12 protein-coding genes and 2 riboswitches are annotated in these 14632 nt (G+C 68.2%); of the genes, 5 read left to right on the top strand and 7 right to left on the bottom strand.

What is annotated here, in order from left to right:
- Positions 1 to 225: hypothetical protein (locus tag IFT89_RS17610; RefSeq protein WP_202939612.1), on the top strand; the 225-nt coding region annotated here is incomplete at its 5' end.
- 82 nt (positions 226 to 307) lie between these two features.
- On the opposite strand, the gene IFT89_RS17605 is transcribed toward IFT89_RS17610, so the two are convergent.
- From IFT89_RS17605 to IFT89_RS17590, 4 genes are all read right to left on the bottom strand, one after another.
- Positions 308 to 2032, bottom strand: a complete 1725-nt coding sequence (locus tag IFT89_RS17605) for a dipeptide ABC transporter ATP-binding protein (protein ID WP_079705528.1) — start codon at positions 2030 to 2032, stop codon at positions 308 to 310.
- 11 nt (positions 2033 to 2043) lie between these two features.
- Positions 2044 to 3012, bottom strand: a complete 969-nt coding sequence (locus IFT89_RS17600) for an ABC transporter permease (protein ID WP_064296417.1) — start codon at positions 3010 to 3012, stop codon at positions 2044 to 2046.
- Positions 3002 to 3931 (bottom strand): ABC transporter permease, encoded by a 930-nt coding sequence (locus IFT89_RS17595; RefSeq protein ID WP_064296418.1) that lies wholly within the window; start codon positions 3929 to 3931, stop codon positions 3002 to 3004. The genes IFT89_RS17600 and IFT89_RS17595 overlap by 11 nt, the downstream gene beginning before the upstream one ends.
- A 75-nt stretch (positions 3932 to 4006) precedes the next feature.
- Positions 4007 to 5617, bottom strand: coding sequence for a peptide ABC transporter substrate-binding protein (locus IFT89_RS17590; RefSeq protein ID WP_229938667.1), 1611 nt, complete (start codon positions 5615 to 5617; stop codon positions 4007 to 4009).
- Between the two features lie 336 nt (positions 5618 to 5953).
- On the opposite strand from IFT89_RS17590, the gene IFT89_RS17585 reads away from it, so the two are divergent.
- The gene (locus IFT89_RS17585; protein WP_307783541.1) at positions 5954 to 6766 is read left to right on the top strand and encodes a CPBP family intramembrane glutamic endopeptidase; all 813 of its coding nucleotides are present in this window, start codon (positions 5954 to 5956) and stop codon (positions 6764 to 6766) included.
- A 75-nt stretch (positions 6767 to 6841) separates the two neighbouring features.
- Here IFT89_RS17585 and gcvP read toward each other — a convergent pair whose 3' ends face one another.
- Genes gcvP through gcvT form a run of 3 tightly spaced genes read right to left on the bottom strand, consistent with a single transcriptional unit; the run spans position 6842 to position 11265 of the window.
- On the bottom strand, positions 6842 to 9763 hold the full coding sequence (gene gcvP / locus IFT89_RS17580) for an aminomethyl-transferring glycine dehydrogenase (RefSeq protein WP_202939611.1): 2922 nt from the start codon (positions 9761 to 9763) through the stop codon (positions 6842 to 6844).
- Positions 9763 to 10137 carry a glycine cleavage system protein GcvH gene (gene gcvH, locus IFT89_RS17575; protein WP_064296422.1) on the bottom strand — a complete coding sequence of 125 codons (375 nt, stop codon included), beginning with the start codon at positions 10135 to 10137 and terminating at the stop codon, positions 9763 to 9765. The genes gcvP and gcvH overlap by 1 nt, the downstream gene beginning before the upstream one ends.
- A gap of 3 nt (positions 10138 to 10140) precedes the next feature.
- The gene (gcvT, locus tag IFT89_RS17570) at positions 10141 to 11265 is read right to left on the bottom strand and encodes a glycine cleavage system aminomethyltransferase GcvT (RefSeq protein WP_202939610.1); all 1125 of its coding nucleotides are present in this window, start codon (positions 11263 to 11265) and stop codon (positions 10141 to 10143) included.
- Positions 11266 to 11321: 56 nt separating this feature from the next.
- Positions 11322 to 11425, bottom strand: a riboswitch (glycine riboswitch).
- A gap of 1 nt (position 11426) precedes the next feature.
- Positions 11427 to 11512, bottom strand: a riboswitch (glycine riboswitch).
- A 151-nt stretch (positions 11513 to 11663) separates the two neighbouring features.
- Here gcvT and IFT89_RS17565 point away from each other — a divergent pair.
- The 3 genes from IFT89_RS17565 to IFT89_RS17555 all read left to right on the top strand — a co-directional run.
- Positions 11664 to 12446, top strand: coding sequence for an NUDIX hydrolase (locus tag IFT89_RS17565; RefSeq protein ID WP_202939609.1), 783 nt, complete (start codon positions 11664 to 11666; stop codon positions 12444 to 12446).
- Complete coding sequence (gene nadA / locus IFT89_RS17560; protein WP_202939608.1) at positions 12443 to 13750, top strand: quinolinate synthase NadA; 1308 nt, start codon at positions 12443 to 12445, stop codon at positions 13748 to 13750. The genes IFT89_RS17565 and nadA overlap by 4 nt, the downstream gene beginning before the upstream one ends.
- 1 nt (position 13751) lies before the next feature.
- On the top strand, positions 13752 to 14632 hold an 881-nt coding region (locus tag IFT89_RS17555; RefSeq protein WP_202939607.1), incomplete at its 3' end, for an L-aspartate oxidase.

The following is a 14632-nucleotide window of genomic DNA, read 5'->3' as shown; positions in this document are numbered from 1 at the left end:
CGACGCGGGGTCGACCACCAGGACCGCGCGGCGGGTGTCCGCCGACCCGGCCGCGCCGGCAACGAGGGTCCGACGGCCGTCGACCTCATCGACCGTGCGCACGAACGCTGGGGTCGGATCGACCCGAAGGACGACCGCCTCGCCACCTCGCGCTGGGACGTCGTCGCCCTCGGCGTCACGGCCGCACTCGTCCTCTGGGGCGTCGCCTCGGCGCTCCTCGGCTAGCGACCGGCGGACGCCTCCCGCAACGCCGAAGGGCGGTGCCACGGATCACTCCGCGGCACCGCCCTTCGACGTGGTGCGCCGGTTACAGCGCGAGCTCGATCCCGGCGCCGGGGATGGCGTCGAGGAGTTCGCGCGTGTACTGCTGCTTCGGGTTCTCGAAGACGTCGTCCGTGGTCGACGCCTCCACGATCTTCCCCTTCTGCATGACCGCGACGTTGTCGGCGATCACGCGCACGACCGCGAGGTCGTGGGTGATGAAGAGGTACGTCAGCTGCAGCTCCGACTGGAGGTCGGCGAGCAACTGCAGGATCTGCGCCTGGACGAGGACGTCGAGCGCGGACACCGCCTCGTCGAGGACGACGATCTCAGGCTTCAACGCGAGTGCGCGAGCGATCGCGATGCGCTGACGCTGTCCACCGGAGAGTTCGTTCGGGTATCGGGTCGCGACCGCCTGCGGCAGCGAGACCTGGTCGAGGAGCTCCAGCACGCGAGCACGGCGGGAGGCCTTGTCGCCCACCTTGTGCGTGACGAGCGGTTCAGCGATCGTGTTGCCGATGTTCCGCAGCGGGTCGAGGGAACCGTAGGGGTCCTGGAAGACCGGCTGCATCTTCCGGCGCAGCGCGAGGAGGCCCTTGCGATCGAGTCCCTCCATCGCCTTGCCACCGATGCGGATCTGGCCGGACGTCGGCGTCTCCAGCTGCAGGAGCAGCTTTGCCACGGTCGACTTGCCGGATCCGGACTCGCCGACGAGCGCCATGGTGGTGCCCCTCGGGATCTCGAACGAGACGCCGTCGACGGCCTTGAGCTCCCGCTCAGCCGCCTTCTGGCCACGGATGTTGTAGACCTTCTCGAGGTCCTTGACCACGATCGCGGCTTCCGCGTCCGGCTGGGCAGCCTGCGCTGCGGCGCGGTGCTCGGCGGCGACGATGAGGTCGATGCCCTCGGAGCCGGCGGGAGCCTCGTGGTCGAGGGTCTCGAGCGATCCGGTCGCCGACTGGATGCGACGCGACGCCAGGCTCGGCGCCGCTGCGACGAGCCGCTTCGTGTACGGGTGCACCGGGTTCTGCAGGATCTCAACCGACGGACCGGCCTCGACGATCTGCCCCTTGTACATGACGATGAGCTTCTCAGCGCGCTCGGCGGCGAGGCCGAGGTCGTGCGTGATGAAGAGCAGCGCCGTGCCGCTGTCGCGGGTCAGGCTCTCGAGGTGGTCGAGGATCTTCCGCTGGACCGTGACGTCGAGCGCCGAGGTCGGCTCGTCCGCGATGAGCAGCTTCGGGCTCGACGACAGACCGATACCGATGAGCACGCGCTGACGCATGCCACCGGAGAACTGGTGCGGGAACTGCTTCAGGCGACGGTCGGCGTCGGAGAGGCCGGCCTGCTGGAGCACCTCGATCGCCTTGGCGCGGACGGCCTTCTTGCCGTGGGCGATGCCGTTGGCACGGATGGCCTCCTCGACCTGGAAGCCGATGTTCCACACCGGGTTCAGGTTGGACATCGGGTCCTGCGGTACGAAACCGATCAGGCGTCCTCGGACGTCCTCGATCTCGTTGCGGGAGAGCTTCGAGAGGTCGCGCCCCTCGAAGAGGATCTCGCCCCCGCTGATCTTGCCGGTACCGGGCAGGAGGTTGATGATCGCGTGCGCGGTCGTCGACTTCCCGGATCCGGACTCACCGACGATCGCGACGGTCTCCCCGGGCATCATGGTGAACCCGGTCTTGCGGATGGCCTGGACCGTTCCGCTCTGGGTGCGGAAGGTGACCTCGAGGTCCTTGACCTCGAGCAGCGGCTGCTGGGTGTTCATCTGGCTCGCGTTCAACGCAGGGCCCTCGCCTTCGGGTCGAGCGCGTCTCGCAGGACTTCGCCCATCATGATGAAGCTGAGCACGGTGAGCGACAGCGCGATCGACGGGTAGATCAGCACCTGCGGGGCCGTGCGGAGGTCACGCTGCGCCTGGCTGATGTCGTTGCCCCAGGACATGGTCTCGCTCCCGAGCCCCACGCCGAGGAAGGACAGCGTCGCCTCGGCGACGATCGCGGACGCCAGCGAGATCGTGATGACGACGATCACCGGAGGGATCGCGTTCGGCAGCACGTGGCGCAGGAGGATCTTGAAGCGGGAGACACCCAGCGCGATGGACGCTTGGACGTAGTCCGCGTTCTTGACCCTGAGCACCTCCGCTCGAAGCACTCGGGCGACTGATGGCCAGGCGAACAGACCGATCGCCAAGGAGATCGTCCACACGCTCCGGTACTTCGCGAGCACCGACATGACGACGACGGCCGCGAGGATGTACGGGATGGAGAAGAAGATGTCGCCGATGCGGGACAGCACCGAGTCGACCCAACCGCCGTAGAAACCGGCGAACGCGCCGAACACGATGCCGAGCGTGGCCGTGATCAACGTCACGATGAGCCCGACCGACAGCGACGTGGAGGTCCCGTAGATGACCCGCGCGAAGATGTCGCAGCCCTGCTTCGTGAACCCGAGGATGTGGCCGGCCTCAGGCCCGCCGTTGCTGTTCTCAAGGAAGCACTGGTTGTTCGGGGGCGTCTGCGTGAAGAGGAAGGGGAACAGGCCCACGACCACGACGAGCAGGATGAGGACGGACGAGATCCAGAACATGGGACGACGGCGCATGAACGCCCAGGCGTCGGTCCAGAGGTTGCTGACCTTCTCGTCGACCTTGACGGCGTCGATGACCGCGAGGGGGGTCTCTTCGAGCGGCGCGACGAAGTGATTCGGGGATCGCTTGATCGTCGGCTCCTGATCATTACTTGACATAGCGGATCCTTGGGTCGAGCACGGCGTAGAAGAGGTCGATGACGAGGTTGATGATGAGGTAGAACAACACCATCACCGTCACGAAGGACACCACGGTCGGGCCTTCTCCTCGGAGGATGGCCTGGTAGAGCGTGCGGCCGACACCGGGGACGTTGAAGATGCCCTCGGTCACCGTGGCGCCGACGATCAGCACACCGAAGTCCACCGCGAGGTAGGTCACGACCGGGATCAGCGAGTTGCGCAGGATGTGCACGGGGATGACCCGGCGACGGCTGAGGCCCTTCGAGTACGCCGTACGGACGAAGTCGAGCGACTGCGTCTCGATGACCGAGGACCGGGTCAACCGCACGATCTGCGCGAAGCTGATGGTGGCGAGGACCAGTGCGGGAAGTAAGAGGTCTTGTATCGGCGCGCCCGGCCCGACCGTCGGTCTGAACCACCCGAGCTGGATCCCGAACACGTACTGCGCGACGAACGCGATGACGAAGACGGGGAGCGAGATGAGGATCAGGCTGACCACGAGGAACGAGGCGTCGAAGATGCCGCCCTTGCGGATGCCGGAGATGAGACCGATCGTGATGCCGGCGACCATCTCGAAGAAGACGGCGATGACGGCGAGCCGCAGCGTGACCGGGAAGGCCTGCGCGAGGATCTCGCTGACCGGCTGCCCGGAGAAGGACGTTCCGAGGTCGCCGGTGAAGATGCCGCCGAGGTACAGGAAGTACTGCACGATGAACGGCTTGTCGAGGTTGTACTCGGCGTTGAGTTGAGCGATCTGCGCGGCGCTCGGCGTCTTGTCGCCGAACAATGCGAGCACGGGATCACCGGGCAACGCGAAGACCATGAAATAGATGAGGAATGTCGTGCCGAGCAGTACGGGGATAGCCTGCAGGACACGACGAAGAATGTAACCGCCCATGGTGTGGGACTCCTGAACTCGTGAAGCTGGGTGGGCCCGGAAGAACCGGACCCACCCAGCTATGCCGCTACAAGACTACTTGGTGATCTCGTAGTACAGCGGCACCGAGTTCCAACCGAACTCGACGTTCTGCACGCCTTCGCCGAAGCCGCCGCTCACGTTCTGGTACCAGAGCGGGATGGCCGGCAGGTCCTTGAAGAGGACCGCCTGGGCGTCCTGGAACTTCTTGTTCGCAGCGTCCAGGTCGGTCTCGGACGAACCCTCGGAGAGGAGCTTGTCGAACTCGGGGCTCGAGTAGTCACCGTCGTTCGAGGAAGCACCGGTCGCGTAAAGCGGAGCGAGGAAGTTGTACAGACCCGGGTAGTCGGCCTGCCATCCGGAGCGGAACGCCGTCTCGATGGAGCGGTTGGTGATGCCGGCGCGGAAGTCACCGAAGACGGCGACCGGGACGCCCGAGGACTCGATGCCCAGGACGTTCTTGATGCCGTTGGTCACTGCGTCGACCCAGGCCTGGTGCGGCCCGTCGGCGTTGTACGCGATCTGGAAGGAGCCGTCCCACGGGGAGATGGCGTCGGCTTCGGCCCAGAGTTCCTTGGCCTTCTTCTCGTTGTACTTGAGGACGTCGTTACCCTCGATGTCCTTCGAGTAGCCGTCGATGACCGGCGAGGTGAAGTCGGTCGCCGGCGTGCGGGTCCCGTTGAAGATGACCTTCGTGATCTCTTCACGGTTGATCGCGTACGAGATGGCCTGACGACGCAGCTGACCCTCTTCACCGCTGAAGTGCGGGAGGCGGGACGGGATCGTGAAGGACTGGAACACGGCGGCCGGCTGGTTGACCGCACGGTCGCCCAGGTCGTCCTGGTAGGTGGAGAGCGCGGAGTCCGGGATCTGGTCCAGGACGTCGAGGTTGCCGCTCAGCAGGTCGGCGTAGGCGCTGTCGAAGTCCTTGTAGAACGTGATGGTCAGGCCACCGTTCTTGGCTTCGCGGCCACCCTTGTACTCGTCGTTCTTGACGAGTTCGATCGACTCGTTGTGCTTCCACGCCTTGTCGCCGTCGACCTTGTACGGGCCGTTGCCGATCGGGTTCTGTCCGAACTCGTCCGTGACCTTGCCGGCCGCGTCGAACGCTGCAGCGGGCAGCGGGTAGAAGGCGGAGTAGCCCAGACGCAGCGGGAAGTCCGATGCAGGTGCGGACAACTTCACCGTGAAGGTGGTGTCGTCGACGACGCTCAGGCCGGTCAGGGGCTGGCCGTCTTCGTTGTAGCCCTCGACGTCAGCGAAGAACGAGGCGTTCTTGCGGAGGTTGACGACGGCGTCCTGCCATGCCATGACGAACGAGTCAGCGGTGACGGGGTCGCCGTTGGTGAACTTCTGATCAGCCTTGATCTTGATCGTGAAGGTGGTCGAGTCATCGGTGTCGATCGACTCGGCCAGGTCGTCGACCGGCTTGCCGTCGGCCGCGTAGTAGCGGAGGCCTGCGAAGACCTCGTCGATGATCTTTCCGCCACCGACCTCGTTGGTGTCGCTGGGGATGAGGCCCGACTCCGGCTCGGAGCCGTTGGTCGTGATGACGGATGATGCGCTGCTGGTGCTCTCGCTGCTGGAACCGCCACCGGAACAACCGGTGAGGACGAGAGCCCCTGCTGCGATGATGGCGGCGGCAGAGCCGAACCGACTGAACTTCACAGTTCCTCCTTGGGGAAAGGGCAAGCGAAAACAGCGCATCGTGTGCGCTGGATCGCTCTTTGAATACTCTGACGATAAGCAGAAGCAGGACGGCGAGCAAACTGGGACGCCAAACGTTACACAGCGGTAACCCAATCGACGGATTGTTGCTCACGGATGCTTTTTCGTGCACGGATCCCGCCCACGACGCAACAGAACGATCATGATCGCAAAACTCGTGCGGTCGCTTCGTCGTTCTGGATACGAATCGTAAGGCGCTCATCTCCCGATATCCGCCGAGCGGACGCGCAGATGGTATGCGGTGCGCTCGGAGCCACCAGCCAGCAGAATGGACCGGTGAGCGAGCAGAACACCACCGAGCGGGGACCGGACCTCCCCGAGGGCGCCGGAGACAGCCGTCGCTGGTGGGAGATCGGCATCGTCCTCGCGCTGAGCCTCGGGGCGTCGGCGGTGTACTCGATCATCTCGCTCATCGCGAAGCTCACCGCGGGGCCGCCGCTCTCCGATCAATCTGCGGCGATCAACACCACGCAGGCCACCCGGGAGTGGCTCGACTTCAGCTACCAGTTCCTCGGGCTCTTCTTCCAGCTCGCGCCGGTCGCCCTCGTCATCTACCTGCTCTGGCAGCCCGGACGCAGCGGCTTCGCGCGGATGGGACTCGACCTCCGCTCACCCGGACGCGACCTCGGCCGCGGTCTGCTGCTCGTCGCCGCGATCGGTGTCCCCGGCATCGGTGTGTACGCGTTGGGCCGCGCACTCGGCGTCACGGTCGCGGTCTCGACGTTCCCCGACACCATGTACTGGTGGACGATCCCGATGCTCGTCTTCTCCGCCCTCCGCGCCGGCCTCCAGGAGGAGGTCATCATCATCGGCTATCTGTACACCAGGCTCCGCGAGATCGGGTGGGGGTGGTGGACGATCATCCTGTCGACCGCAGTCCTCCGCGGGAGCTACCACCTATACCAGGGCATCGGGCCGTTCTTCGGCAACGTCGCCATGGGGATCGCGTTCGGCTGGTGCTACAAGCGCTGGGGTCGGGTGATGCCCCTCGTCGTCGCGCACACGGTCATCGACATCATCTCGTTCGCGGGCTTCCCGCTCGCCGTCGCCTGGTGGCCGGAGATCTTCGCCGCGACGCCGTCCTCCTGATGACCCGTTCGCCCATCACGGGACGAATGAGCACTCCCTCGCCCACGAATGGGCGAGGGAGTGCTCATGGACCGGCTAGGCGAAGGCCTCGGGCGGCGGGCAGGCGCACACGAGGTTGCGGTCGCCGTACGCCTGGTCGATGCGACGCACCGGCGGCCAGTACTTCGTGCGCACGAGCGTGTGCACGGGGTAGACGGCGAGCTCGCGCGAGTACGCGTGCGTCCACTCCCCCTCGATGACCGACTGGGCCGTGTGCGGCGCCCCGACGAGCGGGTTGTCGTCGGCAGGCCACTCGCCCGCCGCGACGGCGTCCGCTTCCGCCTTGATCGCGATCATCGCGTCGACGAAGCGGTCGACCTCGGTGAGGTCCTCACTCTCGGTCGGCTCGACCATGAGCGTCCCCGCGACGGGGAACGACATCGTCGGCGCGTGGAAGCCGTAGTCGACGAGGCGCTTCGCCACGTCGTCGACGGAGATCCCGGTCGCCTCCTTGAGCGGACGGAGGTCGAGGATGCACTCGTGCGCCACGAGGTCGCTGTCGCCCGTGTACAGGACGGGATAGTGGTCGCGCAGTCGCGCAGCGATGTAGTTCGCCGCGAGCACCGCGGCACCGGTCGCCTCGCGGAGCCCTTCCGAACCCATCATGCGGACGTACGCCCACGAGATCGGCAGGATGCTCGGGCTGCCGTAGGGAGCCGCAGAGATCGGACCGCCGTCGTGCACGACCGTCCCGCCGCCGAGCAGCGGGTGCTCGGCGCGCTGCGCCAGCGGGTGACCGGGCAGGAACGGCGCGAGGTGCGCCTTCGCCGCGACCGGCCCGACACCGGGGCCGCCACCGCCGTGCGGGATGCAGAACGTCTTGTGCAGGTTCAGGTGCGAGACGTCGCCGCCGAACTCCCCGAACCGCGCGTAGCCGAGCAGGGCGTTGAGGTTCGCGCCGTCGACGTAGACCTGGCCGCCGGCGTCGTGCACGGCCTGGGTGATGGTCTTCACCTCGTGCTCGTACACGCCGTGGGTGGACGGGTAGGTGATCATGAGCGCGGCGAGGGACTCGGCGTTGGCCTCGATCTTCGACCGGAGGTCGTCGAGGTCGACGTTGCCCTGCTCGTCGCACGCGACGACGACCACACGCATGCCGGCGAGGACGGCGGAGGCCGCGTTCGTGCCGTGCGCGCTCGACGGGATGAGGCAGACCGTCCGCTGCTCGTCGCCGTTCGCGCGGTGGTAGCCGCGGATGGCGAGGAGGCCGGCGAGCTCACCCTGGCTGCCGGCGTTCGGCTGGAGGGAGACGGAGTCGTACCCCGTGACCTCGGCCAGCCAGGTCTCGAGCTGGTCGACGAGCTCGAGGGAGCCTGCGACGTCCTCGCGCGGGGCGAACGGGTGCAGCCCGGCGAACTCGGGCCAGGTGACGGCCTCCATCTCGGTGGCGGCGTTGAGCTTCATCGTGCACGAACCCAGCGGGATCATCCCCCGGTCGAGCGCGTAGTCGCGGTCGGCCAGCTGCTTGAGGTACCGCATCATGGCGGTCTCCGAGTGGTGCGTGTTGAACACCGGGTGCGTCAGATACTCGGTCTCGCGGGCAAGCGCGGCCGGGTACTCCGACACGGCACTCGGACCGAACGCCGAGGCGGACGACCCCTCGTCGAAGACGTACGCCGACGGCTCTCCGGGGGTGGCGTTCCCAGCGGTCGTGAGCACCTCGACGAGCGTCGGGACGACGCTCTCGACCGCGCTCACCTCGTCGAAGCTCATCGAGACGGTCGTCTCGTCGACGGCCCACAGCAGGAGGCCGCGGTCGTGCGCACCCGCCACCACCGCTGCGCTGTCGGCGACGCGTACCTGCAGGGTGTCGAAGTAGTGCTCCGTGAGCACCTCGACACCCGCCGACCCCAGCAGACGGGCTGCACTCGCGGTGGTCGCGTGCACCGACTGCGCGATCCGCTTGAGCCCGTCGGGCCCGTGGTACACGGCGTACATCGCGGCCATGACCGCCAGCAGGACCTGGGCCGTGCAGATGTTGCTCGTGGCCTTCTCACGGCGGATGTGCTGCTCGCGCGTCTGCAGCGTGAGCCGGTAGGCGGGGTGACCCGCCGCGTCCTGGCTGACGCCGACGAGGCGACCGGGCATCTGGCGCTCGAGGCCCTTGCGGACCGCGAGGTACCCAGCGTGCGGCCCGCCGAAGCCCATCGGCACGCCGAAGCGCTGGCTCGTCCCGACCGCGATGTCCGCGCCGAGGGAACCGGGCGAGGAGATGAGCGTGAGGGCGAGGAGATCGGCCGCGACGACCGACACGCCGCCGGCCGCCGTGACCGCCGCGATGACCGCCGACGGGTCCCACACGAGCCCGGAGGCGCCGGGGTACTGCACGAAGACGCCGAACGCCGCCGGGAGGTCCTCGGGCGAGGTGGTGGACAACGGCAGCTCGACGAGGTCGATGCCGACCGCTTCGGCTCGGCTCTGGAGGAGCGCCTTCGTCTGCGGGTACGCGTCGGCGTCGACGATGAACGTCGCGTCGGCGAGCTTCGAGGCCCGGCGCGCGAGGAGCATGCCTTCGACGACCGCGGTGCTCTCGTCGAGCATCGAGGCGTTGGCCGTGTCGAGACCGGTGAGGTCGGCGACCATCGTCTGGAAGTTGATGAGCGCTTCGAGGCGGCCCTGCGAGATCTCGGGCTGGTACGGCGTGTAGGCCGTGTACCAGGAGGGGTTCTCGAGCACGTTCCGCTTGATGACCGCCGGTGTGATCGTGTCGAAGTAGCCGAGACCGATCAGGCTCCGGTTCACCGTGTTGCGGCCGGCGAGCTCACGGAGTTCGGCGAGTGCCGCGCGCTCGGTCGCGGCGTCGGGGATGCTCGACGAGGCGAGTTCGGCGGCCGTGATGGCGGACGGGACGGCCGCGGCGAGGAGGGCGTCGACGCTGTCGTACCCGACGGCGGCGAGCATCGTCGCCTGGGCGGCGGTGTCGGTTCCGATGTGCCGTTCTGCGAAGCGGTCCGCCATCACTCGCCCACCAGCGCGGCGTAGTCGTCCCAGCTGAGGAGCGTGTCGGGCAGCGCGTCGTAGCGCACCGAGACGAGCCAGCCGGCACCGAACGGGTCGCTGTTGACGAGCGACGGGTCGTCGACGACGGCGTCGTTGGCCTCGACGACCTCGCCGTCGAGTGGCGCGAAGAGCTCCCCGACGGACTTCGTGGACTCGATCTCGCCGACCACGGTGCTGGCCGAGAGCGCCGCGCCGACGGCGGGGAGGTCCACGAAGACGACGTCGCCGAGCTTCTCGGCGGCGTAGTCGGTGATCCCGATGACGGCGAGATCGCCCTCGACGCGGATCCACTCGTGCTCGGCGGTGTACTTGAGGGTGGTCTTGTCGGCCATGGGTTACTTCTCTCTCGAATAGAAGGGGAGCGTGGTGACGGTCGCGGGGATCCGCGTGCCGCGGACGTCGATGTCGAGCACGGTGCCCGGCTCGGCGTGGTCGGGGTGCACGTAGGCCATGGCGATCGGGTGTCCGAGGGTGGGCGACAGTGCCCCGCTCGTCACCTCGCCGACGGTCGTGTCGCCGGCGAGGACACGGTAACCGGCACGACCGGCACGACGCCCCTCGGAGACGAGGGCGACGAGCACCGGTGCGTCGTCCGCCGGACCGGCCTCGACGGCGTCACGACCGATGAACGTGCCGTGCTTGCCGAGTGCGACGACGCGGCCGAGTCCGGCCTGCACGGGCAGCATGTCCGGACCGAGCTCGTGGCCGTACAACGGCATGCCGGCTTCGAGCCGGAGCGTGTCGCGACTGGCGAGCCCGGCGGGGACCAGTCCGAGCGGTGTCCCGGCGGCGACGATGGCGTTCCACAGCTCCACGGCGTCGGCCGCGTCGACGTACAGCTCGAACCCGTCCTCGCCGGTGTACCCGGTGCGCCCGATGAAGACCGTGCCGTTCTCGAAGGAGGCACCCGTCGCGCGGTAGTACTTCACCTCGTCGAGGGAGGGCAGTTCGTCCAGGATGTGGAGCCCCTCGGTCGCCTGGAGGATGGCGCGGGAGGCGGGCCCCTGGACGGCGATGAGCGCGATCTCGTCGCTGCGGTCCATGACGACCACGTGCTCGAACGCCGCGGCCCGCTCGGTGAGCGCTGCGACGACGGCGTCGTGGTTGCCCGCGTTCGCGACGACGAGGTACTCGTGCTCACCGTTGCGGTAGACGACGAGGTCGTCGATGATGCCGCCGACCTCGTTCAGCAGCAGGGAGTACTTGGCCTGGAGCAGATCGATGGCGGACAGCTTGCCCGCGAGCGCCTGGTCGAGGAAGTCGGCGGCGTCGTCGCCCACGACCTGGATCTCGGCCATGTGGGAGATGTCGAAGATGCCGGCGGCGGTGCGCACGGCGTGGTGCTCGGCGAGGTCGCTCGAGTACCGCACGGGCATCTGCCATCCGGCGAAGTCCGTGAAGCTCGCGCCGGCGGCTTCGTGGACGGCATGGAGCGGGCTGGTTCGTTCGAGGTCGGTCACGAGTTCTCCGGGGTCGCGTGGTGCGCTGCGGGCACCTGACGGTGCCCGTTGGGAACTCCCCCTCTGTCATTGGCCTGAGAGCTTCACGAGCGCCGCTGCTGCGGACACTGCTTTCACCGTCGGCGAGCGCACCACGAACGTGCGCTGCTTTCCAGAGTGGCCAGTCCGATGCGGTACAGGACCTGAGAGATTGGCGGGGAGGCTTGCTCCTTCGGTGCCGGCGTACCGGCTCTCCCGCATCGTGTTTGCGGCCCGATGTTCGATTGAGCCGCCAGCATATCGCGAGTGGTCGCCTCGGCGCAGGACCTTGTTCGAGTCAGGTGTACACTAAGCCTGTATTGAGTACGGGTCATTTCTACCTGAAGTGCCGCCGGTGCTCCGGAACACGGAGATCCCCCATGCAGCGATCGACGACTCCCGCGGAGCAGACGGACCCGCAGGTCGGCCTCGCGGTCTCGACCGTCATCTTCACGCTCCGAGCCGACGACGGGTTCGGCGCGACCGACCCGCAGCCGGGCATCTGGCTCCCGCTCGTCCGGCGCATCCGTGAGCCCTACGACGGCCTCTGGGCGCTGCCGGGCGGCCCGCTCGGTGCCGCGGAGTCCCTCGCGGACGCGGCCTCGTCGACCCTGGAGACGACCACCTCACTCCGCCCGCGGTACCTCGAGCAGTTGTACGCGTTCGGCGACCTCGACCGCTCCCCCGCCGAGCGGGTCGTCTCGATCGTCTACTGGGCGCTCGTCGGGTCCGACGAGGCGAAGCGCACGCGGCTCGGCCAGAACGTGCGCTGGTTCCCGGCCGACGCGCTCCCCCCGTTGGCGTTCGACCACCGCGACATCGTGGAGTACGCCCTGTGGCGACTCCGGAACAAGCTGGAATACAGCCACATCGCGCACGCCTTCCTCGGGGAGACCTTCACCCTCTCCGAACTCCGGGAGGTGCACGAGGCGGTGTTGCAGAAGCAGCTCGACCCCGCGAACTTCCGGCGCCAGGTCGAGTCCTCCGGTCTCGTCCTGCAGACCGACGAACTCCGCACCGGTGGGCGCCACCGCCCGGCGCGGCTCTACCGGTGGACCCAGCCCGTCACCCGACCGGAGACCCCGTCGCCCGGGCGGTCGACGGGCCGCAGGCCCACGACGTCCACCCCGACCACCCGTCAGCAGTCCGAGGAGCCAGCATGACCATCACCGCATCCGTCGACGACACCATCCAGCAGATCACCGAGGGTGCGTCCGACGGCGCGACCTGCGCGCCCGAGCTCGCGGCCGGGCCCTGGGTGTTCGACCTGCAGCCGCCGAGCTACGGCCCTGGCGCGTCGATGGGCGACGTCATCCCGACCGGTTCGCCTCGGCAGGGCCAGCTTCCGGCCGCCTATCGCGACGCCTCCAACGATGAACTCCACCGCCGCATCGTGGCCGCGAAGCAGACCCTCGGAGACCGCGTCGTGATCCTCGGGCACTTCTACCAGCGGGATGAGGTGGTCCAGCACGCCGACTACATCGGCGACTCCTTCCAGCTCGCGAACGCGGCCAAGGCACGCACCGAGGCCGAGGCGATCGTGTTCTGCGGCGTGCACTTCATGGCCGAGACGGCCGACCTCCTGTCCGGACCCGAGCAGGCCGTGATCCTCCCGAACCTCGCCGCCGGCTGCTCGATGGCCGACATGGCGGACATCGACCAGGTCGAGGAGGCGTGGGAGGCCCTCGAGGCGCTCTACGGGACCGAACCGGACGCCGACGGCCGGGTACCGGTCATCCCCGTCACCTACATGAACTCCTCGGCGGCGCTCAAGGGCTTCTGCGGTCGGCACGGCGGGATCGTCTGCACGTCCAGCAACGCGGAGACGGTCCTGCGGTGGGCCTTCGAGCGCGGACAGCGGGTGCTGTTCTTCCCGGACCAGCACCTGGGTCGGAACACCGCCAAGAAGCTTGGCGTGCCGCTCGAGCACATGCCGATGTGGAACCCGAACCGCCCGCTCGGCGGCAACCAGGCGACCGACCTGGAGCAGGCAGAGGTCATCCTGTGGCACGGCTTCTGCTCGGTGCACAAGCGGTTCACCGTCGACCAGATCGACCGCGCCCGAGCGCAGCACCCGGGCGTCCGGGTCATCGTGCACCCCGAGTGCCCGATGGCGGTCGTCGACGCCGCCGACGAGGCGGGATCGACGGACTACATCCAGAAGGCCATCGCGGCGGCGCCGGACGGCACCACGTTCGCGATCGGCACCGAGATCAACATGGTGCAGCGCCTCGCCGCGCAGTACCCGCAGCACACGATCTTCTGCCTCGACGACGTGATCTGCCCCTGCTCGACGATGTACCGCATCCACCCCGGCTACCTGGCCTGGGTGCTCGAAGGGCTCGTCGCGGGCGAGGTGCTCAACCGCATCACCGTCTCCGACGACGTGGCCGTCCCGGCCCGCCTGTCGCTCGAGCGCATGCTCGCCGCGAAGCCGCCGGTCGCCACCGGAACCCAGGCCGGCTGACATGGCGACGGTGCTCGTGGTCGGGAGCGGGATCGCCGGGCTCGTGGCCGCGATCCACGCGAGTGAACGGCACGAGGTCGTGGTCGTCACGAAGGACGTCCTCGGCCAGAGCAACACGCGCTATGCGCAGGGCGGGATCGCCGGGGTCATGTTCGACGACGACCGCGTCGAGGACCACGTCCGGGACACGCTGCTGGCCGGCGCGGGGCTGTGCGACGAGGAGGCCGTCCGGGTGCTCTGCACCGAGGGGCCCGAACGGATCCGCGAGCTCATCGCCTTCGGTGTGGCGTTCGACCGCGACGGCGACGGCTTCGCGAAGGGCCTCGAAGCGGCCCACTCCTACCCCCGGGTGCTGCACGCCGGCGGTGACGCGACCGGCGCGGCGATCGAGACGGCGCTCGTCGAGACGCTTGCGGCCCGGCGGGTCACCGTGCTGGAGCACACCGTCCTCGTCGACCTGGTCGTCACCGCCGGGACGGTCACCGGTGCACACCTCCGGTCCTCCGAGCGAGGTGCGTTCACCGTCGACGCCGACCAGGTGATCCTCGCCACCGGCGGTGTCGGGCAGCTCTACCCGTTCACGACCAACCCGGCGGTCGCGACGGGTGACGGCGCCGCTGCAGCACTCCGTGCTGGAGCGGTGCTGGCCGACGTGGAGTTCGTCCAGTTCCACCCGACCGCGCTCGCCACACCCGGAAGTTTCCTCGTCTCCGAGGCCGTCCGTGGCGAGGGGGCCGTCCTCCGGGACGCGAACGGTGAACGCTTCATGCGGGAGCTCCACCCCGACGCCGAGCTGGCACCACGCGACGTCGTCGCCCGAGGGATCGCGCGGGCCATGGCCGCGCACGGCGGCGCCCCGGTGACGCTCGACGCGACCGCGCT

This window comes from Plantibacter sp. CFBP 13570 (genome assembly GCF_014841395.1).
Lineage (GTDB): Bacteria > Actinomycetota > Actinomycetes > Actinomycetales > Microbacteriaceae > Plantibacter > Plantibacter auratus.
Note: the sequence above shows the minus strand (reverse complement) of the source record. Positions and strands in the feature narration are given on the sequence as shown.